22 protein-coding genes are annotated in these 22,108 nt (G+C 42.5%); 6 read left to right on the top strand and 16 right to left on the bottom strand.

The features are described from left to right. Window positions 1-58: 58 nt before the first annotated feature. Both C900_RS13935 and dnaK read right to left on the bottom strand, forming a co-directional pair. Window positions 59-979 (bottom strand): DUF4382 domain-containing protein, encoded by a 921-nt coding sequence (locus tag C900_RS13935; protein WP_040496798.1) that lies wholly within the window; start codon window positions 977-979, stop codon window positions 59-61. A gap of 426 nt (window positions 980-1,405) precedes the next feature. After that, on the bottom strand, window positions 1,406-3,328 hold the full coding sequence (dnaK, locus tag C900_RS13930) for a molecular chaperone DnaK (RefSeq protein WP_009580617.1): 1,923 nt from the start codon (window positions 3,326-3,328) through the stop codon (window positions 1,406-1,408). Between the two features lie 233 nt (window positions 3,329-3,561). Here dnaK and C900_RS13925 point away from each other — a divergent pair, with 233 nt between their 5' ends. Genes C900_RS13925 through C900_RS13915 form a run of 3 tightly spaced genes read left to right on the top strand, consistent with a single transcriptional unit; the run spans window position 3,562 to window position 6,135 of the window. Beyond that, window positions 3,562-5,142: a peptide chain release factor 3 gene (locus tag C900_RS13925; protein WP_009580616.1), complete on the top strand. Its 1,581-nt coding sequence runs from the start codon at window positions 3,562-3,564 to the stop codon at window positions 5,140-5,142. 7 nt (window positions 5,143-5,149) lie between these two features. After that, window positions 5,150-5,830, top strand: a complete 681-nt coding sequence (locus C900_RS13920; protein WP_009580615.1) for an RluA family pseudouridine synthase — start codon at window positions 5,150-5,152, stop codon at window positions 5,828-5,830. Continuing rightward, complete coding sequence (locus tag C900_RS13915) at window positions 5,830-6,135, top strand: DUF6787 family protein (protein WP_040496797.1); 306 nt, start codon at window positions 5,830-5,832, stop codon at window positions 6,133-6,135. The genes C900_RS13920 and C900_RS13915 overlap by 1 nt, the downstream gene beginning before the upstream one ends. Before the next feature lie 78 nt (window positions 6,136-6,213). Here C900_RS13915 and atpC read toward each other — a convergent pair whose 3' ends face one another. From atpC to C900_RS13855, 12 genes are all read right to left on the bottom strand, one after another. Next, window positions 6,214-6,468 carry an ATP synthase F1 subunit epsilon gene (atpC, locus tag C900_RS13910; protein WP_009580613.1) on the bottom strand — a complete coding sequence of 85 codons (255 nt, stop codon included), beginning with the start codon at window positions 6,466-6,468 and terminating at the stop codon, window positions 6,214-6,216. Window positions 6,469-6,526: 58 nt separating this feature from the next. Continuing rightward, window positions 6,527-8,035 (bottom strand): F0F1 ATP synthase subunit beta, encoded by a 1,509-nt coding sequence (gene atpD / locus C900_RS13905; RefSeq protein WP_009580612.1) that lies wholly within the window; start codon window positions 8,033-8,035, stop codon window positions 6,527-6,529. 111 nt (window positions 8,036-8,146) lie between these two features. Continuing rightward, complete coding sequence (locus C900_RS13900; protein ID WP_009580611.1) at window positions 8,147-9,361, bottom strand: sensor histidine kinase; 1,215 nt, start codon at window positions 9,359-9,361, stop codon at window positions 8,147-8,149. Window positions 9,362-9,463: 102 nt separating this feature from the next. Then, window positions 9,464-10,741: an ABC transporter permease gene (locus C900_RS13895; protein ID WP_009580610.1), complete on the bottom strand. Its 1,278-nt coding sequence runs from the start codon at window positions 10,739-10,741 to the stop codon at window positions 9,464-9,466. After that, entirely contained in the window at window positions 10,738-11,649 is a 912-nt protein-coding gene (locus C900_RS13890; protein WP_009580609.1) for an ABC transporter ATP-binding protein, read from the bottom strand. The genes C900_RS13895 and C900_RS13890 overlap by 4 nt, the downstream gene beginning before the upstream one ends. 181 nt (window positions 11,650-11,830) lie before the next feature. Beyond that, a complete protein-coding gene (locus tag C900_RS13885; protein WP_040496796.1) occupies window positions 11,831-12,724 on the bottom strand; it encodes a hypothetical protein in 894 nt (297 codons plus the stop codon). Window positions 12,725-12,833: 109 nt separating this feature from the next. Next, a complete protein-coding gene (dnaJ, locus tag C900_RS13880; RefSeq protein ID WP_009580606.1) occupies window positions 12,834-13,943 on the bottom strand; it encodes a molecular chaperone DnaJ in 1,110 nt (369 codons plus the stop codon). Window positions 13,944-14,122: 179 nt separating this feature from the next. Then, window positions 14,123-14,749 (bottom strand): nucleotide exchange factor GrpE, encoded by a 627-nt coding sequence (locus C900_RS13875; RefSeq protein WP_009580604.1) that lies wholly within the window; start codon window positions 14,747-14,749, stop codon window positions 14,123-14,125. An 86-nt stretch (window positions 14,750-14,835) separates the two neighbouring features. Beyond that, a complete protein-coding gene (gene obgE / locus C900_RS13870) occupies window positions 14,836-15,843 on the bottom strand; it encodes a GTPase ObgE (protein ID WP_009580602.1) in 1,008 nt (335 codons plus the stop codon). Then, a complete protein-coding gene (locus tag C900_RS13865; protein ID WP_009580600.1) occupies window positions 15,844-16,431 on the bottom strand; it encodes an adenylate kinase in 588 nt (195 codons plus the stop codon). A 46-nt stretch (window positions 16,432-16,477) separates the two neighbouring features. After that, the gene (gene hpt / locus C900_RS13860; protein ID WP_009580598.1) at window positions 16,478-17,005 is read right to left on the bottom strand and encodes a hypoxanthine phosphoribosyltransferase; all 528 of its coding nucleotides are present in this window, start codon (window positions 17,003-17,005) and stop codon (window positions 16,478-16,480) included. An 87-nt stretch (window positions 17,006-17,092) separates the two neighbouring features. Next, window positions 17,093-18,004: a M20/M25/M40 family metallo-hydrolase gene (locus C900_RS13855; protein WP_009580596.1), complete on the bottom strand. Its 912-nt coding sequence runs from the start codon at window positions 18,002-18,004 to the stop codon at window positions 17,093-17,095. Window positions 18,005-18,143: 139 nt separating this feature from the next. Between C900_RS13855 and upp the strand changes: the two genes are divergently transcribed. The 3 genes from upp to C900_RS13840 all read left to right on the top strand — a co-directional run bounded on the left by upp (window position 18,144) and on the right by C900_RS13840 (window position 20,239). Then, on the top strand, window positions 18,144-18,788 hold the full coding sequence (upp, locus tag C900_RS13850; RefSeq protein ID WP_009580594.1) for a uracil phosphoribosyltransferase: 645 nt from the start codon (window positions 18,144-18,146) through the stop codon (window positions 18,786-18,788). Between the two features lie 7 nt (window positions 18,789-18,795). Next, on the top strand, window positions 18,796-19,749 hold the full coding sequence (locus tag C900_RS13845; RefSeq protein ID WP_009580593.1) for a calcium/sodium antiporter: 954 nt from the start codon (window positions 18,796-18,798) through the stop codon (window positions 19,747-19,749). A gap of 79 nt (window positions 19,750-19,828) precedes the next feature. Beyond that, a complete protein-coding gene (locus tag C900_RS13840) occupies window positions 19,829-20,239 on the top strand; it encodes a hypothetical protein (protein ID WP_245558435.1) in 411 nt (136 codons plus the stop codon). Here C900_RS13840 and sdaAA read toward each other — a convergent pair. Both sdaAA and C900_RS13830 read right to left on the bottom strand, forming a co-directional pair. Continuing rightward, window positions 20,229-21,143, bottom strand: a complete 915-nt coding sequence (sdaAA, locus tag C900_RS13835) for an L-serine ammonia-lyase, iron-sulfur-dependent, subunit alpha (protein ID WP_009580591.1) — start codon at window positions 21,141-21,143, stop codon at window positions 20,229-20,231. The genes C900_RS13840 and sdaAA overlap by 11 nt on opposite strands. A 118-nt stretch (window positions 21,144-21,261) precedes the next feature. Next, complete coding sequence (locus C900_RS13830) at window positions 21,262-22,071, bottom strand: sulfite exporter TauE/SafE family protein (RefSeq protein WP_009580590.1); 810 nt, start codon at window positions 22,069-22,071, stop codon at window positions 21,262-21,264. Window positions 22,072-22,108 lie beyond the last annotated feature (37 nt).

Raw genomic sequence — 22,108 nt, 5'->3', positions numbered from 1 at the left:
CTGTATAATTAAAAAAGCCCTGAATAAGGGCTTTTTTAATAGAAAGGGTATTTTTTTATTAATTCAATAAATTCAGCTCCAATTGAAGGCTCACTTTTGCGCCAGCTTCAACGGATACATCTTCATAGGATCCGATCAGGTTGAGGAATTCTCCATTTTCGTCATGGTATACCAGGTAGAGATCATAAGTGCCGGCATTCATGAAAGCCAGCGTAAATTCTCCACCTTCACCCACTACACTGCTGGATACTGCATTAGAGAATCTTACCTCGCCCTCAGCGGGCTCATCCATTTCACTTTCTTTGAATTCACCATTTGCATAGGCATATACAATTACTTTTTCATAAGTATCAGCCTCGGCAAACTTACCTTCGATAAGCCCCGCTTCTTCATTAGCCACCAATCTGATTGTCGGTTTCAGTATATACTTATCACTACCTGTCTTTACAACAGCTTTTCGCACATCGAAATCAAGCGTTACAGCAACTACACCATCAGTAGGGAGTGCAAACTCTCCTTTAGCTTTGTAGCCGGATTGTCCACCACTGGGAACGAACAGGGGTTTTTTACTTCCATCTTTAAATTCTATATAGCATCCGGGATTCTGAAGCTCACCATCTATCTCTTCCTGGATATTCAGCTTAAGACGTACCTCCGTATAAACGCCTGCCTCAATTACCTCTTCTGTCAGTAGATACGCTTCGCCATTTTGGTAACTTAACAGATCAATTTTTACTGGTTCTTCAAATTCTTTGATCATTTTCCATCCGTCAGGGCCGTTGGCTTCTACACCAGCAATAGAGATAACTACTGTTGAAATATTTACATCATCTACAGGTGCATCAGTTATATAAATATTGGCCTGACCCTGGCCTTCATAATCAGGTCTGTCTGCATTAATTTTTTCATCATCATCGTTACAGGCGGTAAATATCATTAGTGATAACAATACCGCACTCCACATTTTTAACATTTTCATAGTTCATCGTTTAGTTGAAAAAAATTAAATAACTTCTCTACAAACGCTCCTCATTATCAGTTAGATATGTATGATCCTGTGAAGATGTTCTTTCTCCAGATGAAAGGTGTTATTTGCCGGTGAATGAAATAATTTCAGGAACTTATGTCATGTCACCTCTAAGCTATCTTCTTCTAAGATATTGGTGCAGTCATGTGAAGGTAAGTGCCACGAAAGAGCGGTAAGGTAGGGTAGGGAAATAGTAAAAGGTATTATGCCCAGCCCGGATAGGGTTGCCAGGGAAGAAAGGATGAGATTAATGATGAAAAGTGTGGTGAGTCTTCTATGACAACACGGAAGGGATGCCACTATTTACATGATGATGTACAAATACAAAAAAAGACTGCCTTTTCAGACAGCCTTTTCTTTTTTTATGTTTTAAGTGAATTATTTTTTGTTGTTGTCATCCACTTCTTCGAATTCAACGTCAGATACGTCATTATCTGCTCCGCCTTCGGCCTGACTACCTGGCTGATCTGCACCGCCCTCAGCTCCCTGTCCGCCAGAAGCAGCGTACATTTCCTGAGCGGCACCTTCCCATGCTTTGTTCAGTCCTTCCATGGCGGTGTCTATGGCAGCCACATCTTGCGATTGATGCGCTTTCTTCAGTTCTTCAAGTGCACCAGTGATCTTCGACTTATTGTCCTCAGAAAGCTTGTCACCGTATTCTTTCAGTTGCTTTTCAGTCTGGAAGATCAATGAGTCAGCAGAATTGATCTTATCGATCTTTTCTTTCGCCTCCTTGTCAGCCTCAGCATTAGCCTGAGCTTCCTGCTTCATCTTCTCGATTTCAGCATCTGTCAAACCGGAAGAAGCTTCGATTCTGATCTTCTGCTCTTTGCCGGTACCTTTATCTTTGGCAGATACGTTCATTATACCATTAGCATCGATATCGAAAGTTACTTCGATCTGAGGCACGCCTCTTGGTGCTGGTGGAATTCCGTCCAGGTGGAATCTACCGATAGTCCTGTTGTCTTTTGCCATTGATCGCTCGCCTTGCAATACGTGGATCTCCACAGAAGGCTGGTTGTCAGCAGCAGTTGAGAACACCTCAGACTTCTTGGTAGGGATAGTGGTGTTAGATTCGATAAGCTTGGTGAATACACCTCCCATAGTTTCGATTCCTAATGAAAGCGGAGTAACGTCCAGTAGAAGTACGTCTTTCACTTCACCTGTAAGTACACCACCCTGGATCGCAGCACCGATCGCCACCACTTCGTCAGGGTTTACACCTTTTGAAGGCTTCTTGCCAAAGAATTTCTCAACTTCTTCCTGTATTTTAGGGATCCTTGTTGAACCACCTACTAAAATAACTTCGTCAATTTCAGAAGCATTCAATCCTGCATCTTTCAAAGCAATTTTGCAAGGCCCCATAGTTCTTTTAACCAGGTCGTCAGAGAGCTGCTCGAATTTAGCTCTTGAAAGCTTCTTAACAAGGTGCTTAGGCACACCGTCAACAGGCATAATATATGGCAGGTTGATCTCTGTTTCTGTTGAACTGGAAAGTTCAATTTTAGCCTTTTCAGCAGCTTCTTTTAATCTTTGAAGTGCCATAGGGTCTTTTCTAAGATCTACGTTCTCATCTTTTTGAAACTCTTCCGCCAGCCAGTTGATAATTACCTGGTCAAAATCATCACCACCAAGGTGAACATCACCGTTTGTAGATTTTACTTCAAATACACCGTCTCCTAATTCGAGGATAGAAATATCAAATGTACCACCACCAAGGTCATACACCGCTATTTTCATATCTCTGTCCTTCTTGTCAAGACCGTAGGCAAGGGCAGCGGCAGTAGGCTCGTTGATGATCCTTTTCACTTCAAGGCCAGCGATCTGTCCGGCTTCTTTCGTAGCATGACGCTCCGCATCGTTGAAGTAAGCAGGTACGGTAATTACAGCCTCTTTCACTTCAGTTCCCAGGTAATCTTCAGCAGTAGACTTCATTTTCTGAAGGATCATGGCTGATATTTCCTGAGGAGTATAGTTTCTGTCACCGATTTTAACTCTTACAGTGTCATTATTTCCTTTTTCGAGAGCATAGGAAACAGTTTTTCTTTCTTCAGTTACTTCGCTGAATTTCTTTCCCATAAATCTCTTTACCGAACTAATGGTATTTTGTGGGTTGGTTATGGCCTGTCTTTTTGCAGGATCCCCCACCTTTCTTTCGCCCTTTCCTTCATCCAGGAAAGCGACTATCGAAGGAGTTGTTCTTCTTCCTTCGCTGTTAGGGATCACCACAGGCTCATTACCCTCCATCACCGCTACACATGAGTTGGTAGTTCCTAAATCAATTCCGATAATTTTTCCCATGATAAATTCTTATTTATTAACTATTCTATTCAAATATTTTTTCTGTCATTATCAGAAGTTTATCAATGGTTATGCCAAATGGAATTGTGTGACATATTGGCAGACGTATTTCAGTTTTGAGTTTATAGTTTCCAGTTCACAGTTTATAGTTTGATGGTGAACGGAGAACTGTGAACCGAGAACTAAGAACTGAGAAAACTATTCCCTAAATTTGCACCTTATTTTGAAATACCATGTCATTGAAACAGGAAATAGAGAAGAGAAGAACATTTGGGATTATTAGCCACCCGGATGCGGGAAAGACCACACTCACGGAGAAGCTCCTGCTTTTCGGTGGGGCGATACAGACGGCAGGTGCGGTGAAGTCTAACAAAATAAAAATGCATGCCCGATCCGATTGGATGGAGATCGAAAAGCAAAGGGGTATTTCGGTGGCCACGTCAGTGATGGGTTTCAACTATAATGGGAAAAAGATCAATCTGCTAGATACCCCCGGTCACCAGGATTTTGCCGAAGATACCTACCGCACGCTGACTGCCGTGGACAGTGTGATCATGGTGATAGATTGTGTGAAGGGGGTGGAGATACAAACAGAAAAGCTGATGGAAGTGTGTAGAATGCGAAACACACCGGTGATCTGCTTTATCAATAAAATGGATCGTGAAGGACGTGATCCGTACGACCTGCTTGATGAAATCGAGGAAAAGCTTAGTATTAAAGTGAGGCCGTTAAGCTGGCCGATAAGTATGGGCAAGACTTTCAAAGGGGTATACAGCCTGTACAATAAAAGCCTTCATCTCTTTCAGCCGAGCAGGGCAAAGATAGAAAATGATGGGTTGAAAATAGAAGACATCAACGATCCTCAAATTGACCGGGAAGTAGGGGAGAGCTATGCGAAGCAGTTGAGAGAGGACGTGGAATTGATCGAAGGAGTATATCCTGAATTTGATGTCAATGAATATCTGGCGGGGAATGTAGCGCCTGTCTTCTTTGGCAGCGCTGTTAATAATTTTGGTGTAAAGGAACTGCTCGATTGCTTCATAGAGCTTGCGCCACCTCCCAAGCCCAGAGAAACCGAGGAGCGTCTGATCACACCCGAAGAAAATAAATTTTCAGGCTTTATCTTTAAGATACATGCCAATATGGATCCCAATCATAGAAACAGGATTGCATTTATTCGTGTGTGTTCGGGAAAATTTGAACGCGGAAGCAACTATTACCATGTACGGGCGGATAAAAAGATCAGGTTTTCCAACGTCACTGCTTTCATGGCCCAGGAAAAGGAGCTTGTTGATGAGGCCTGGCCGGGAGATATTGTCGGATTATACGATACTGGCAACCTGAAAATAGGAGATACCATATCGGAAGGTGAGAAAGGCATGTATAAAGGCATCCCGAGCTTTTCACCGGAAATATTCAAAGAGGTGATCAACAAGGATGCTATGAAAACGAAGCAGTTGGATAAAGGATTACACCAGTTGATGGAGGAAGGTGTGGCACAATTATTTACCTACGAACTCGGAACCAGAAAAGTGGTAGGAACTGTTGGAGCTTTGCAGTTTGAAGTAATACAACACAGGCTGAAGCATGAATATGGCGCCTCCTGTGATTTTATGTCAATGAACCTTTATAAGGCCTGCTGGATCAGTAGTAAGGATAAAAAGAAGCTCAATGAGTTCGTAGATTCAAAATACCGTCATATTGCAAAAGATAAGGATGGCAAGCTGGTATTTATGGCAGAATCGCGGGCCTGGCTAAGCATGGTTCAGGACAATTTCCCGGAGATTGAATTTCATTTTACGTCAGAGTTTTAAGGGATCAATGTTAAAGAGGGAAAATATTGTCTACGAAGATAACCACTTGCTCATTGTTAATAAGCCTGCCGGTTTGTTAGTGCAGGGAGACAAATCCGGAGATATTACCCTGGCAGAGCAAGCCAAGCTTTACGTAAAAGAAAAGTATGACAAACCCGGAGACGTATTTCTCGGGGTGGTCCATCGGTTAGACAGGCCGGTTAGCGGGGCTGTCATTTTAGCACGTACATCAAAAGCTCTGGAGCGCATGAACAAACTGTTCAAGGAGCGTAGGATAGATAAAATCTACTGGGCTATTACCACACATCGACCGCCTAACACAGCGGGAGAGTTGGTGCATTGGCTGAAAAAAAATACTAAGATCAATAAAACCACAGCCTTCAACAAAGAAGTGTCGGGTTCGCAAAAAGCGGTGCTGAGCTATAAGCTGATAGGCCGGATAGGCGAACATTATTTGCTGGAGATAAAATTAATGACGGGTAGACCACATCAGATCCGGGCGCAGTTAGCAAAGATGGGCTGTCCGATACTTGGCGATGTAAAATATGGATATAATCAGCCCAACAAAAGTGGAGATATTTATTTACATTCACGGTCGGTGAGCTTTGAACACCCAGTAAAAAAGCAAAAAATGAGTTTCACAGCTCCTGTGCCTAATGATCAGATATGGAGATTATTTAAAAGCTGATGAAAAAGCCAAATTGGTTGGACAAACTTGAAAAGCGTTGGAATGTAACTACGGGGCAGGCTATCATTATTCTGGTGGTGTTTGCCTGTACTGGTACTACAGTGCTTCTTTTGAAAGAGCCTGTGCTATCACTCTTTGGCCCTGAGGAGGCTAGAAGCTGGATTTTCACATTGCTATACTACATCTTTATACTGCCCATTTACAATGTTATACTCCTGATCTATGGCTTCCTTTTCGGGCAGTTTCGTTTCTTTTGGGAGTTTGAAAAGCGGACCTTTCGCAGGATGTTTAAACCGAAAGAATAGTATTCTATCCAAACCATATTATATATAAAAAAAGGCCACATTTTTAATGCGGCCTTTTGAGTTGTATATTTTTATAGCCTATACTTCCTGGCTCACCAGTCCGTCAGCTAATAAAACAATTTTATTATTCAGTACCTCTACTACGCCTCCGGTAATTTCCACCTCGTGTTGCCCATCCCTGTTTTTATAAATCACAGTACCTTCTTTCAATGTGCTTACCATGGCAGCGTGATCGTTCATTACCTGAAACGAGCCATCAACACCTGGAAAAGTAACTATGCTTACCTCTCCTCCATATACTTTTTTAACAGGCGTAACTATTTCTAAAAACATATGACAAAAATTTAAGTGATCAGCCATTCAGGACAGGCTGATCACCATAAGTGTATATTTATTTCTTAGTTTCAGCAAGCATCTTCTCACCTTTCTGTATTGCATCTTCGATAGATCCTACCAGGTTGAAGGCCATTTCAGGAAGGTGGTCCAACTCACCGTCCATGATCATGTTGAAACCTTTGATGGTATCTTTAATATCTACCAGCACACCGGGGATACCTGTAAATTGCTCAGCAACGTGGAATGGTTGAGAAAGAAATCTTTGTACCCTACGTGCTCTGTGTACTACCTCTTTATCTTCATCTGAAAGCTCGTCCATACCCAGGATAGCAATGATATCCTGAAGTTCTTTATACCTCTGAAGAATCTCTTTTACTCTTTGTGTACAGTTGTAGTGTTCGTCACCCAGGATCTCAGCGCTCAAAATTCTTGAAGTAGAATCCAATGGATCCACTGCAGGATAGATACCTAACTCAGATATTTTTCTTGAAAGTACCGTAGTAGCATCAAGGTGGGCAAATGTAGTAGCTGGGGCAGGGTCTGTCAAGTCATCCGCAGGCACATAAACCGCCTGTACAGAAGTAATGGATCCCTTTTTAGTCGAGGTAATTCTTTCCTGCATAGCACCCATTTCAGTTGCCAATGTAGGTTGGTAACCTACCGCTGAAGGCATACGTCCGAGTAGTGCAGATACTTCAGATCCGGCTTGAGTAAAACGGAAGATATTATCAACGAAGAAAAGAATATCTTTACCCTGACCTTCACCGTCACCATCACGGAAATACTCGGCAATGGTCAGCCCTGAAAGTGCCACCCGTGCTCTTGCACCAGGAGGCTCATTCATCTGTCCGAATACGAAAGTAGCTTTTGATTCTTTTAGCTTTTCTTCGTCTACTTTTGTAAGGTCCCAACCGCCTTCTTCCATAGACTTAAGGAATTCTTCACCGTAAGTAACGATGCCAGACTCAATCATTTCTCGAAGCAGGTCATTTCCTTCACGGGTTCTTTCTCCTACACCGGCAAATACTGATAAACCTGAGTATGCTTTAGCAATGTTATTGATGAGCTCCTGGATAAGTACTGTTTTACCCACACCGGCACCACCGAACAAACCGATCTTACCACCTTTTGCGTAAGGCTCGATCAGGTCAATTACTTTAATACCTGTGTAAAGTACTTCCGTAGAAGTGGAAAGGTCTTCAAATTTCGGAGCGGGTCTGTGTATAGGAAGGCTTGTTTTTCCTGAAGGTTGTTTAATACCGTCAATCGCCTCACCCACCACATTGAATAAGCGGCCTTTGATATCTTCACCAGTAGGCATTTTTATAGGTGCACCGGTGTCGGTTACAGCCATGCCTCTCACCAAACCTTCGGTACTTTCCATGGAGATAGTTCTTACTCTGTCTTCTCCAAGGTGTTGCTGGCACTCTAATACCACTTTCTGACCGTTGTCTTTGGTTACTTCTAATGAATCAAGGATATTAGGTAATTTAGCACCCTCAGCATCAAAGCTAACGTCTACTACGGGGCCGATTACCTGGGTAATTTTACCAATATTTGCCATTTTTTATTGTTTTATAGAAATGTTTATTGCCTCGATAATTTCAGACCGCAAAACTACATCTAATTTCCTTAAAGCAAAAGTAAGGCGCGTTTTTTGTTGCGTAAAACTTGGTTATTCCGTGGGAAGTATTATCCTGAAGGTAGTGCCCTGGCCCTCTTCTGACGATTTCACAAAAATTTTACCCTGATGGTAGACGTCAATGATCCTTTTAGCCAGTGTAAGGCCCAATCCCCACCCTCTTTTTTTGGTAGTAAAGCCGGGATTAAAAACCTGCCTGATCTTTGATTTTGGTATGCCTTTTCCGGTATCGCTAATGTCAATGAATACCCGATGTTCACTGCCCTTAAGAATAAATATATCGATAGACCCTGACCCTCCCATGGCGTCTACAGCATTTTTACAGAGGTTTTCAATCACCCATTCGAAGAGTGGGGGGTTCACTTTTGCTGTGATTCCGGGTGTCAGCGAATCGACACTCATATGTACCTTTGGAGAAATGCGTGGCTTGAGGTAATCAATAATGTTTTTGATCAGCTCGTCAATTTTTTCCTCGGACAAAACGGGCACGGAGCCAATATTAGAAAAGCGCTCCGTAATTACCTGAAGCTTTTTAATATCCTTATCTAATTCATCGAATAGTTGTTTGTCCTTGATGTCAGCCTGATCCCTAAAATATTCCACCCAGGCCATAAGGGAAGAAATTGGGGTACCCAACTGGTGGGCAGTTTCTTTGGCAAGACCTACCCAGACCCTGTTTTGCTCAGCGGCTTTGGAATAATTGAAGATCAGGTAAACGATAAAGGCGAAAATCGCAATCAGGGATAGCTGCACATATGGGTAATAGATGAGCTGTGTTAATAAAAAGCTATTTCGGTAGTAGACGTAGTTGATGTAGTATACTTCACCTGTAATTTTATCCCTATCTATGACTTCTATGGGTTCATAGGTTTCAGCCATGCGATTAAGTTCCTTCTGTAGTACCTTATTTTGTTCGTATGTACTCAGACTTGAATCAACCTCGACATTTCGCCAGTTGATGATCTGGCCTTCTTCCGAAACAAGTATGGTAGGAATAGAGTGGTTTTGAACAAGAATATCACTAACAAATAGAATATTTCTATCCAGGTCTTCCTGGATGGTATACTGAAGGGCTTTGGCAAAGAGTTCAATTTGCTGGCGTTCCCGCTCCTTCAACTGGTCGACAAGCACATCGGTATAGAAAATGGACCCCGCACTGATCAGCACAGACACTACCAATACCACCCATTTGATCTTGGATTTGTTGTAATAGATGTCTATACCTACAGTTTTGTTGGATTGCGCCATGAATAAACTACGAACGGATCAAATTAAAACAAAAAAACCGGATAGAAAAACACTATCCGGTAACGATCCAACGATCAGTATGTTATAAAAAGTTCTTAACGATCAGTTCTTCATCATAAACCACTTGGCAAGCGTTTTATAGTTCACCTTCACTCCATGCATCAAAATACCCACTCTATAGATCCTTCCTGCTATCCAGGTGGTAAAAATAAAGCCGAGCACCAGTAGCGCCATGGACAATGCCAATTGCCAGACCGGCACACCAAATCCGATCCTTCCCATCATAGCTATGGGTGATGTAAACGGAATGATAGAGAGCCAGAAGCTCAGGTTACCGTCAGGGTTGTTGATAATACTACCCATACCGATGATCCCGGCTATGAGTGGGATCATTATTGGGAACATGAATTGCTGTGCCTCTGAAGGAGAATCCACTGCTGAGCCGACAGCCGCGAAAAGAGCTCCATACAGCAAATAGCCTCCGATAAAGTAGAAAATGAAAGTCAGTACGATTTTTGTAAACGGAATATTCGCCAGCAGTCGTAACATTTCATCTGCCTTTTCAGGATCACCAGCTTGCTCTACAGAACCCTGAGGGACTTCCAGGCCAAAAAAGCCGAGGACCATACTTGAAAGGACACCAATAAGAACTACCCAGATAATTACCTGGAAGAAGCCCACCGATGCTACTCCAAGGATCTTTCCAAGCATAAGTTGAAAAGGTTTAACGGTAGATACTATCACCTCCACTATTTTATTGCTCTTTTCTTCCATTACTCCCTGCATTACCTGGCCACCATAGGCAAACATGAAAATATAGATCAGAAAACCTGTCACATAGCCGATGCCAAATGATATTCCCGCATCACTCTCTTTTTCCTGCTTTTCGCTAATGTTTACCGATCTAAGACTGATATTGGTTTTTAGCTTATCAAGTACTTGTTGATCAATGTTATATTCCCGCAGTTTTTTATCTTTTATTACCTGCTCTACCTCTTTTTCCAGTGACCCAATAACGGAGAAGTTAGGGTTGCTTTTGGCATACAAGGTAAAGCCTTCCGGGTTTTCAATATCAAACTTTGGAACATACAGTAATCCATAATCATCAGATTCTCTGAATGCTGTTTTAGCGGATTCCAGGTCTCCACTGACCTTTATAAATTCGTATTTGTCTGAATTTTCCACATTGAAAGAGCCCTCCTCATCCAGCACATGTACCACTTTCGCTTTGGCATCCTTCTCTTCTTTTACCATCATGTAGGTGATCCCGCCGATGAGGGCCGGGAATATCAGAGGTACCACTATAGTTGCTATAAGGAAAGATTTCTTTTTTACCCTGCTTAGAAATTCCCGTTGAATGATTAATAGTGTCTTGCTCATTTTGTGCCTCCTACTTTTGAGATGAATATTTCACTTATACTTGGGATCTTCTCTACAAAGGAATGTACTTCAGTGATCCCGATCAGGTTGGTCAACAATTCGTTGGGGCTAATGCCTTCGGCAGTTTTTATCGTTGTCTGATAAAAATTCTCATCCAGGGTCTGGTTTTCCAGCGTAGTGAATTTATCAGGAAGGGAGCCGTTTAGCTGTCCTGCATGCTCAACCAGATAGGTGTTGGAGCGGTATGACTGCTTGATCTGTTTTTTAGAACCGTCCAATATCAGTTTCGATTTGTTGATCAGTGCAATATGATCGCACAGCTCTTCAACGGACTCCATTCGGTGAGTTGAAAAGATAATGGTGCTGCCTTTCTCACGCAGTTCCAGGATCTCGTCTTTGATCAGGTTGGCATTTACGGGGTCGAAACCCGAAAAAGGCTCATCTAGTATGATCAGTTGAGGTTCATTGAGTACAGTTGCAATAAACTGGATTTTCTGGGCCATACCTTTGGAGAGATCTTCTACCTTTTTATCCCACCATTCGTAAATGTCTAATTTTTTCGTCCATGCCTTGCTTTTCTCTACAGCATCTTTTCTTGACATATTCCTGAGCTGCCCCAGGTATACCAGTTGCTCGCCTACTTTCATTTTTTTGTATAGTCCGCGCTCCTCAGGCAGGTAGCCTATAATGGAAATGTGTTCAGCGTTCAGCCGTGTACCGTTGACTAATACTTCCCCTTCATCGGCATCTATGATTTGGTTGATAATACGGATCATCGTTGTTTTTCCGGCACCATTTGGGCCAAGTAAACCAAAGATACTTTGTGAAGGAATACTAAGACTTACATCATCAAGCGCAGTATGGTTGGCATACCTCTTGGTAATGTTTTTTGCTATAAGTGCTTCCAATTTTGTAAGGTTTAGTTTTGATTGTTCTGCAAAATAACGTGAATGTTACCGGATTACCGATAATTTCAAATTCGAAAATAGCATATAAGCAGAAAAGAATGTAAGAAGAAAGTAAGAACGGTAATTTAGGTGTCTAAAGGAGCATATGGGGCGATGGGCTAAGCGCTGAGCGGGAAATGGTTTACTTTTTCTCTTTGAATACGATACTGCCCATGCTTACATCCAGATCAAAGGTGAGCAAATTATCGGCTCCTTCTTTATATGCCTTGTTAACAAAGGTATTATCTGTTAGCTGCTTAAATGATTTGGTAAGTTTTACCCTGCATAACCAGGAGTCATTAACTTTTACGATTACCGGGGTTTCTTCTGATGGTAACATTATCATCAGGTTGCCTGCACCTACGCTACCTTTAATATCACTGCGCACCTGTGGCTGGTCACTGAAATCAAGTAGCAGGTTCCCAAAACCAATATCGGCCACCACATGTTTTGCCTTCGAGAGGTTGAGTTTTTTTACATTAACAGAACCCAAATCCACTTTTACGTGAAAGGTGTCCATAACAACCGGATTATGTTCGCCTGCCAAATATCCAATATTTACATCAGCGCTTCCGGTATAGATCTTTAACTTTTCTATGGATAATCCTGATAAGTCGATATCTGCATGGCCAATTCCATAGGTCAGGTTAAGGTCGTAGCGTTTGTTTTTGGTGAGATATACCTTCCAGATCTTTTTAGTGGTATTGCTCGAAGTGCCAAACATGCGGTATGAAATAGAGCGGCTAATGCCTTCCGACCGGTCATCCTCGAGCGCAAGTTTTATCTGACAGATTCCCTTTTTTATAGATTTGTCGAAGGAATGGGAATAGCTGTCGTGGTCTTGGTTGCTGTATACGTTCAGCAATTCATCATTTTCACCGGGTTTTATCAGGCAAGTGCCATTGTTGACCTTAAAATTAAGATCTACCTTTTCTACGCTGTCATAGTTTTCAACAGAAAACTGTTTCTTTACTTGTGAAAATGACAGGGTGCTGCTAACTATTCCTACTCCCAATAAAAAAAATCTTCTCCGCATGGTTTTTAAATACGGCATTTGTACTGTTGAGTTGCAACACTAAGGAAAATTCTCAATAAAAAAAGCGGCAAATTAGCAATTTGCCGCTTTATTAATATTTGCTCTCTGATTATTCAAAAAACTCACGCATTTTGCCGAAAATACTCTTTTCACTTTTCCCTGGCTTAGGTTGGAAGTTGGCCGATTCGCGCATGCTTTCAAGCATAGTTTTTTCATCTGCAGACAGGTGTTGTGGCGTCCATACATTTACATGTATAAGCTGATCACCTTTTCCGTACCCATTCAGGTCTTTTATACCTTTACCTCTCAGACGGAGTATTTTTCCGCTTTGAGTACCCTGATCTATTTTAATACGTGCTTTGCCCGAAATCGTAGGTACCTCTACCGAGGTGCCCAAAGCCGCATCAATAAAGCTGATGTACAGATCATATACCACATTGTTGCCTTCGCGGATCAGTTGCTCATCTTCTTTCTCCTCAATAACGATGAGCAGGTCACCTGCAGGCCCTCCTCCGGGCGCCTCGTTACCTTTACCCGACATAGACAATTGTATACCATCACTTACACCCCCGGGTATCTTCACGCTGATTACCTCTTCTTTAGGAACCAGACCGGAACTATCCACTCCGGGAGGACGATGATCGATCATCTGGCCCGAACCACCGCAGGTTGGGCAAGTGCTTGTAGAAACCATTTGCCCAAGCATGGTATTCACTGCTTTTCTCACCTGACCAGTGCCATGGCATGTTGGGCATGATTTAAAGGTCACGCCTTCAGCTTTTACAAGCCTGTTTACTTTTATCTTCTTTTCAACGCCCTCTGCAACCTCTTCCAAAGTGAGCTTCAACTTAATACGCAGGTTGGATCCTCTTCTTTGCCTTCTGCGGCCACCACCGCCAAAAAAGCTTTCAAAAGGACTTCCGCCACCACCAAAGATATCTCCGAATTGAGAGAAAATGTCTTCCATGTTCATGCCACCACCGAAGCCACCTCCGTTCATGCCGGCATGTCCGAACTGGTCATATCTTTGCCTTTTCTCAGGGTTGCTAAGTACCTCATAGGCTTCAGCAGCCTCTTTGAATTTCTCTTCAGCCTCAGCATCATCCGGATTTTTGTCCGGGTGAAATTTAATAGCTACTTTTCTGTAGGCTTTTTTTATTTCTTCCTGAGAGGCTGATTTGCTTACCCCAAGTATCTCGTAATAATCTCTCTTCGCCATAAATTTGAAATTTTCTTAGTGTCTAGTGTGGTGATCACTAAATTTCATTCACTATTTTTACTCCGCTTTTTCCCTTATACTGTGTTGAAATTTGAAACCATAGCGCTGCTATGCTTTCAAATTTTGCCTTGATAAAACAGCAGCAAAAATTTAGTAAACCAATTTAAATGATCACCAAACTAGTTGCCAATAACCACTTTGGCATACCTGATCACTTTTTCCTTGAGCATATATCCCTTCTCCACAACATCCACGACTTTACCCTTCAGATTTTTCTTAGGAGCCGGAATTTGTGTGATAGCTTCATGGAATTCAGGGTCGAAGTCCATGCCTTCTTTTCCCTCCATAGCCTTTAGGCCTTTTTGCTCTAAAACTTTTTTAAACTTATTGTAAATGAGTTGAACACCCTCTTTAGCCGCTTCTAAATCTGTTTTTTCGTCTTCAAAAGATTTCTCAGCCCTTTCAAAGTCATCGATTATTGGAATCAATGCCTGCATAAGGTCTTCGTTGGCCGTCTGAACCATCTCCAGTTTTTCTTTGGCGGTCCTCCTTCGAAAGTTCTCAAATTCTGAATAGAGCCTCAGGTACTTATCCTTACTTTCTGCCAATTCGTCTTCAAGGCGCAGTAATTTCTTCTCCGTTTCTGACGCTTCTGCCTGGTCGTTTTGTTCAGACTTACTTTCCACTCCCTCTTTTATCTCGTCCAAATTATCAGGTGTGTCTCCCATTTCGGCTGCATTATCATCAGATTCAGTTGATTGTTGGGTATCTTTTAGTTCTTTTTCGTCTATATTCTCCTTATTCATAGCTAAACTATACTTTTACCTATTTGCATTATTCTTTTGGTTGGCAATTACTCTGCCAAAAGAGATGTTATGCCAAAATGACACCTTTATACCAGATCGCTTGGGTTATTCAAAATTTTCCAGAGTAAGTCCTTTAGTTCTGTCAGGCCGGTCTGCGTAACAGAAGAAATAAATACAGTCGACAGATCGGTGGGCAATTCCTTCTTCATTTCTTGTATTAGCTCTTCATCGAGTAGGTCAGACTTTGAAATAGCCAAAACTCTTTGCTTATCCAATAGTTCCGGGTTGTATTTCTTTAATTCGCCCAATAGTATGTGATATTCTTTGCGAATGTCTTTAGCATCTGCAGGAATAAGAAAAAGCAAGATGGAATTACGCTCAATATGTCGTAAAAATCTTATACCCAGTCCTTTACCTTCTGCTGCTCCCTCTATGATCCCGGGGATATCAGCCATTACAAAAGACTTATAGTCTCTGTACCTGACTACCCCCAGATTGGGTGTAAGGGTGGTGAACGGATAATCGGCTATTTCCGGCTTGGCCGCAGATAGCACCGAAAGCAGGGTGGACTTGCCGGCATTGGGAAATCCTACGAGCCCCACATCGGCCAACAGCTTCAATTCCAGGACGATCCACTCTTCCTTTCCGGCTTCACCGGGCTGAGCAAAACGAGGCGCCTGATTTGTGGCTGTTTTAAAATTTTCATTACCCAGTCCGCCACGGCCGCCTTCTGTCAATATTCTTTCTTCATCATGCTCTGTGATCTCAAAGAGCTTTTTACCGCTTTCAAAATCTTTGGCCACTGTACCTAATGGTACCTCCAGAATAATATCCTCACCCTGGGCTCCGGTTCTCTTTCCTCCTTCTCCGGGCTTTCCGTCACCGGCTATTACATGTTTTTGATATTTGAGATGCAGCAGAGTCCAGAGCTGTGCATTACCTCTTAAAATAATATGACCTCCTCTTCCTCCATTGCCACCGTCAGGCCCTCCTTTTGGCACATGCTTTTCCCTTCGGAAATGAGCAGACCCTGCCCCGCCGGCACCTGACCTGGAGCAAAATTTTACATAATCAATAAAGTTTGATGAGGCCACTTAGTTTTTCTCCACTTTCACCGAGTCGATCACACTACAAATATTATTAAAGATATCTTCTATCGATCCCACTCCATGAATAGCATTGAACTTACCCTGACGCTCGTAGTATTGAGATACGGGTAATGTTTCATTTTGGTAAACAGCTATTCTCGTATTAATTTTATCTTCATTTTGGTCATCAACCCGCCCCGAGCTCTTTCCTCTTTCCAGGAGTCGTTTCTTAAGCTCCTCTACAGGTACCTCCATGGAGATCATGCCGGAAATAGGGGTGCCTTTACCGTTCATAAGGGTGTCGAGAGCTTCGGCCTGGTTAATGGTTCTGGGAAACCCGTCAAAAATAAAACCGTTGGCATCGGGGTTGTTTTTGATGGTGTCATCCACCATTCCTATCACAACTGCATCGGGTACAAGGTTGCCTTCATCCATGTACTTTTGAGCGGCCTTCCCCAGTTCGGTTCCTTCGCTAAGGTGCTTCCTAAACAGATCTCCTGTAGAGATGTGCTTGAGGTTATATTTTTTGATAAGCTTTTCGCTTTGCGTGCCCTTGCCAGCACCCGGAGGTCCAAATAATACAATATTTAACATCACATAAATTTTTAAGGGTCTAAATATAATGGAAAAATGGGACGGATTACTCTTTGAGCTGATAAATGTCTTTGAGATTTCTCCCTAATCCATCATAGTCAAGCCCATAACCAACGACAAACTTTTCAGGGATATCGAATCCTATGTATTTTAACTTTTCACCTGATCGGTTTGCTTCTGGTTTTTGCAATAGGGTTACTACTTCTACCGAACTGGCACCCAATGATCGGAATTCTTCCAGTATTTTTGCTATTGTTCTTCCCGTGTCTATTATGTCTTCTATAATGATCACATCCTTGTTGAAGATATTTTCATTCAGACCTATAAGCTGCTTTACGTTGCCAGTGCTTTCCATCTCTTCATATGAAGCCACCTTTACGAAAGAAATTTCGCAAGGAATTTTTACTTCCTTAAACAGGTCCGCAGCAAACATAAATGAGCCATTTAAAATAGCGATGAATAATGGCTTTTTGTCTTTATAGTCATTATTGATCTGTTCCGCCAGAATTTTTATCTTCTGATGTATTTCTTCACTGCTTATATATTTCTGAAACTCCTTGTCCTTAACTACCATAGCTTAACAATAAAAAATGCCTTCTGGATTATCAAAAGGCCTGCAAATATAGAAATTATATTCGAATCGATTTTCAAAATTACCCATCTAAAGAGTTTTCATAAGTACCCGGTAAAGCTCAAGCATACATTCTATGTCGTATTTATGCACCTTTTCTTGCGGTGAATGCACATTTTCTTCAGGAGCGCCAATAAAGCACCAGTCCATAGGGTATGGCGATGTTTGTAGCTCCCGGCCGTCACTGGAGCCACTGCCCTCCACTTCCAGTTGATAGTCTATTTGGTGTTTTTGAGCAATATCAATGATTTTGTTGATGTATGATTTGCGCGGAATATTCCTGTCTCTCATAGAAATTACAACTCCTTTTCCCGGCTGCACGCCATCCGTAACCCAGGTAATATCAGATATTAGCGCATTTTTTATCTGCCAGCGTTCATAGATGTACCTGATCAGGTAAGGTACTGCGCCACCGCCATGTTCTTCCCAACAGCTAAAAACCAGCACCCCATTATCAAGCGTTTCGGCAAGCCTGAGGGCATTGTAAACCCCCAACCTGTTATCCAGATAGCAGGAGGTTACGTAAGTTTTGGTCGCTTTAAAATCACATTTAAATACCAGGTCGGTGCCGGTATCTATAGCTCTGCCGAAATTATAGAACAACTGATGATCCTTATTCACTTCCAGTTCGCACTCAATAGGACCAAGGCTATCAGCGCCCACCAGCTTATACCCACTGTGCGCATCAGGCCCGCCGATGGGTACAAGCTGATTTTGATACCGTACGGTAAAGCCTATGCTATCCATATGGGCAAACACTGCTGTACGGGGCTTTCCAAAGGCAAGTATCAGGCAGTCCTGAAATTCCGGACCATGGATAATCTCCGGCTGGGAGGACCACCGCGCCATATTCTCGCCTACATGATGGAGGATAAATTCCTTCATTTTAATCTCATTTCCCGAAGGGGCATGTATTTCACACAACTTTTTTAATAGATCCATGTTACTGCTGTATAAACTTGCACTAATAATTTATGTTAACCCTGTAGCCTTTAAATGATGTAATTTTTTATTTTTAATTAGATAAAAAAACTAATATTGTTATTAGCTTTTATTTTTTAATCTGCTTCTTCGGCTTTTAATGGTAAACATACTAAATCAAACACACTCGATTGCCAATCATTTTCTGTACGAAATGAGGCATAAAGATATTCAAAAGGATCGGGGTAAGTTCAGAAATAACCTCAAAAGGTTGGGGATAATAATGGCTTATGAGGTTTCTAAAGTATTGGATTATAAGAAGAGCAATGTTTCTACCCCATTGGCAGACCTGGATGTGGAATTGCTGACCGATCAGCCGGTGATCATTAGTATATTAAGAGCTTCCATGCCCTTTATGGAGGGTTTTATGGAAGTATTTGATCAGGCGGATGCCGGATTTATAGGGGCCTACAGAAGGGAAGGAGTGGATGAAGTAGATGTAAACCTGGAATATCTGGCAAGCCCACCGCTTGAAGGAAGGAATGTGATTGTTGTAGATCCCATGTTGGCGACCGGTAAGTCTGTTATTAAATCACTGGATCATCTTATGAGTCATGGGTCGCCAGATCACATCCATATCGTTGCTGCTGTTGCTGCACCAGAAGGAATTGATTATATTTCGAAATCTTTGAAAACTCAATTTACCATTTGGACGGGTGCTTTAGATGAAAAATTAAATAGCAACGCCTATATTATTCCCGGATTGGGAGATGCGGGGGACCTTTGTTTTGGACCGAAATTATAAGTAATACATGCTGCTCAATATTCTGATGTTAGTTGTTGGCCTCTTCGTCCTTATTATAGGGGGCGATTTCCTTGTGAAGGGGGCTTCCAGCATAGCATTGAGGGCACACATTTCGCCACTGGTAGTCGGACTTACCATAGTAGCTTTTGGTACTTCGGCTCCTGAGCTGCTGATCAGTATTAAGGCGGCTTTGGATGGCAGCCCTGATATGACCATGGGCAATGTCGTAGGTTCGAACATCTGCAATCTTACGCTTATCCTGGGTGTAACTGCGTTGCTTGGCTCTATTCGAGTTCAGGCAGATAGCATCAAAATAGACTGGCCCGTAACCATGGGGAGCTCCCTTTTATTATACTTTATGGTGAAAGAAGAGACTGCCATGATCAAAACCTATGAAGGGATCACTTTTCTTGCATTGCTTATAGTTTATACTGTATTTATAATAAGAAAATCGCGTAAAGAAACGAAGGCAAGGCGGGCATTGGAAGAGGAGTTGGAGCTTGAGGATACATCAAAAAATATAGTTAAGGATATTGTTTACATTATTCTGGGAGGAGCCGGATTGTACTTTGGTGCAGACTGGTTTGTGGGTGGCGCTAAAGACCTGGCGCTCTTTCTTGGTGTAAGCGAACGTGTTATTGGCATTACTGTGTTGGCTTTGGGAACAAGCCTTCCTGAACTTGTGACTTCAGTAGTGGCGTCCGTCAAAAAAGAAACTGATCTGGCCTTGGGTAATCTTATGGGCTCCAATATTTTTAATATCCTCTCCATACTTGGAATAACCAGCATAATCAAAGACATTCACGTAAGCGAGCAGATCATACGCTACGATATGCTCACCATGATTGGCGTTACCTTACTCATATTGCCAATGATGCTTTACAGACGTATGATTGGCCGGGTAGCCGGGGCGATACTATTGCTGGTTTACATTGTTTATACCTATACAGTGATCGTGTAGGTTATTATTTACTAAAAGTTTGCTACATAACGCGATGAGCGAGGAGATAATAAAGGTGATTACCATCATTCTTTTAACTATGCTAAAATTCATTGCCGGCCCCACCCTCGGGTATGCTGGCGGATTTAGCCTTCCCGGAACTATAGCAATCACTACCACCGGAATGATGAGCAGTGTTTTACTCTTTACTTTTTTGGGCAAACTCTTACGGGAAAGAGTCCTGGTAAGATTTTTCCGGAACAGAAAGCGCTTCACCAAACGCAATCGAAGGTTTGTGGCCATTTGGAGAAGGTACGGATTGTTGGGAGTGGCATTCCTTACACCGGTGATACTCACTCCCATTGGCGGTACTATTGTTTTGACCAGTTTTGGGAGTTCAAAACGGGAAATCGTTATATCTATGTTGCTCAGCGCTGTTTTTTGGTCTACCGTGATCTCAACGATAATTTATACACTTGGCCCGAAGGTGTTGCCCGATTTTATGAGTTAGTTGGCTCATCCTGATCGGGAAGAACCTCGATATCCTGGATCAATACGCTTTTTGAGATTTTTTGGCCGGTAGTAGTTGCTGCCAATCCTCCGAGGGCAGTCTCTTTGTATCTGCTCTCCATACTTTGACCTACTTCACCCATAGCCTCTACACATTCATCAACAGGTATTACGCCACTTACATTGGCAAGGGCTATCTGGGCAGAGGAATTAGCTATAGCGGCAGCGCTGGCATTGCGCACAACGCACGGCACTTCCACAAGTCCGGCCACGGGATCGCATACCAGGCCCAGTGTGCACTGTATGGTGATGGCCACAGCATTAAATACCTGGTCAATATTTCCTCCCAGGCAATATACAATAGCGCCCGAGGCCATGGCTGCAGCACTGCCTGTTTCAGCCTGACAGCCTCCGACAGCGCCTGCCAGCGATGCTTTTTGTTCTATCACCAAAGCTATCCCAGCACCTATTAAAAGACCCTCCAGAATTTTTCTATCCGTCAACTGGTGTATCTCCTGCAGGGTGTATAGTGTGCCCGGCAGGATACCGGAAGCGCCAGCCGTTGGGGCAGCCACAATCCGGCCCATGCATGAATTTACCTCTTTCGCGGCCAGAGCCCTTGAGATCAGGTTTTGAAATTCTTTTGAGAGCACGGGCAGGTCATGCTGGTACACCTTTTTTGCACCATTGTTGATCATCCCGGATCGGGAGGTCATATCTTCTTCAAGTCCGGTTTTTACGGCATTTTTCATTACTTCATATGCCTTCGCTAAACCTTCCCAAATCTGGTCTGCACTACGCCCTTTCTGTTCCTGCTCGTATTCCAGCACAGTTTCATATAAAGTCATATTGTGCGCTTCGCAGTAGGCTTTCCAACCTTTGAAATCTGAAAATAAAAAGCTCATATTGATAAGGTATTTTATTCAAAGTTAATAGTCCGCGCTACAAAAACAGCACATTCGTTTAAAAGGTTTTTGTAGTGAGATAAGAGCATTGAGACTTCCGTCTATTCGTCTTCACATTTTAGCCCCAAAGCTCGAAGATCTTTCTAAGCAAGACCGCGGAAATGACTATGAGAAAAATGATGGTGATGGTTTTTGATGATAATTTATCACTCAGGCCTGTACCTAACGGGGAAGCGATGATCACTCCTATGGAAAGTGGGAGAGCAACTGGGATAAGGATATATCCCCAGTGGGCATAGTGAATGTTTGCCACAGGGGTGTTCAGCAGGTTAATAATCGTTAGCATCAGAGAGATGCTAAAAATAGCTCCAAATGATATAGATTTAGCCTTTTTGATATCCATTTTAAGCCATAAGTTCAGCATAGGTATGATGATTGATCCACCACCCAATCCGGTAAGGGCAGACACCATACCTGCCGACATGCCTGTAAGGGTCAGCTTAATACGGCTTCTGTCCTCTTCATAATGGATGGCATGTCGAAGTTTGTTTATGGTCCTGTAAATGATATATGATAGGAAGATGATTAAAACAGTATTATAAATATTGGTGGGGTAACTTTCTTTGAGGACAAAAAATTGCAAAATCACTCCTGCGAAAATCACTGCGACAAGTGATACCAGGGCAGTTTCTTTGATATGCAATTGTCTGGTCCTCCACATTGAAATGTTATTTACAAATGCGGAGCACATCGTTGCAAAAACGGTGTTGGCAATAGTAAACCGTACTATTTCTTCACCAGGTATACCTAAGTAGTTGAGGGCAATGGGAATTACAACGACCATAAGAAACCCGGTGCCTATGCCGGTAAGACCTGCGATAAAACCTCCAACCAGTCCGGCAAGAGATAAGAGTAGATAGGTCGTCATGGTAATACTGAATTCTCGATTATCCTTTTAAATAAAA

The sequence above is a fragment of the Fulvivirga imtechensis AK7 genome, assembly GCF_000331535.1.
Taxonomy (GTDB): Bacteria; Bacteroidota; Bacteroidia; order Cytophagales; family Cyclobacteriaceae; genus Fulvivirga; species Fulvivirga imtechensis.
Note: the sequence above shows the minus strand (reverse complement) of the source record. Positions and strands in the feature narration are given on the sequence as shown.

Coding starts and splice junctions, on each gene's coding strand:
- C900_RS13935 (WP_040496798.1), bottom strand. CDS start 979: ATGAAAATGTTAAAAATGTGGAGTGCGGTATTGTTATCACTAATGATA.
- dnaK (WP_009580617.1), bottom strand. CDS start 3,328: ATGGGAAAAATTATCGGAATTGATTTAGGAACTACCAACTCATGTGTA.
- C900_RS13925 (WP_009580616.1), top strand. CDS start 3,562: ATGTCATTGAAACAGGAAATAGAGAAGAGAAGAACATTTGGGATTATT.
- C900_RS13920 (WP_009580615.1), top strand. CDS start 5,150: ATGTTAAAGAGGGAAAATATTGTCTACGAAGATAACCACTTGCTCATT.
- C900_RS13915 (WP_040496797.1), top strand. CDS start 5,830: ATGAAAAAGCCAAATTGGTTGGACAAACTTGAAAAGCGTTGGAATGTA.
- atpC (WP_009580613.1), bottom strand. CDS start 6,468: ATGTTTTTAGAAATAGTTACGCCTGTTAAAAAAGTATATGGAGGAGAG.
- atpD (WP_009580612.1), bottom strand. CDS start 8,035: ATGGCAAATATTGGTAAAATTACCCAGGTAATCGGCCCCGTAGTAGAC.
- C900_RS13900 (WP_009580611.1), bottom strand. CDS start 9,361: ATGGCGCAATCCAACAAAACTGTAGGTATAGACATCTATTACAACAAA.
- C900_RS13895 (WP_009580610.1), bottom strand. CDS start 10,741: ATGAGCAAGACACTATTAATCATTCAACGGGAATTTCTAAGCAGGGTA.
- C900_RS13885 (WP_040496796.1), bottom strand. CDS start 12,724: ATGCGGAGAAGATTTTTTTTATTGGGAGTAGGAATAGTTAGCAGCACC.
- dnaJ (WP_009580606.1), bottom strand. CDS start 13,943: ATGGCGAAGAGAGATTATTACGAGATACTTGGGGTAAGCAAATCAGCC.
- C900_RS13875 (WP_009580604.1), bottom strand. CDS start 14,749: ATGAATAAGGAGAATATAGACGAAAAAGAACTAAAAGATACCCAACAA.
- C900_RS13865 (WP_009580600.1), bottom strand. CDS start 16,431: ATGTTAAATATTGTATTATTTGGACCTCCGGGTGCTGGCAAGGGCACG.
- hpt (WP_009580598.1), bottom strand. CDS start 17,005: ATGGTAGTTAAGGACAAGGAGTTTCAGAAATATATAAGCAGTGAAGAA.
- C900_RS13855 (WP_009580596.1), bottom strand. CDS start 18,004: ATGGATCTATTAAAAAAGTTGTGTGAAATACATGCCCCTTCGGGAAAT.
- upp (WP_009580594.1), top strand. CDS start 18,144: ATGGTAAACATACTAAATCAAACACACTCGATTGCCAATCATTTTCTG.
- C900_RS13845 (WP_009580593.1), top strand. CDS start 18,796: ATGCTGCTCAATATTCTGATGTTAGTTGTTGGCCTCTTCGTCCTTATT.
- C900_RS13840 (WP_245558435.1), top strand. CDS start 19,829: ATGCTAAAATTCATTGCCGGCCCCACCCTCGGGTATGCTGGCGGATTT.
- sdaAA (WP_009580591.1), bottom strand. CDS start 21,143: ATGAGCTTTTTATTTTCAGATTTCAAAGGTTGGAAAGCCTACTGCGAA.
- C900_RS13830 (WP_009580590.1), bottom strand. CDS start 22,071: ATGACGACCTATCTACTCTTATCTCTTGCCGGACTGGTTGGAGGTTTT.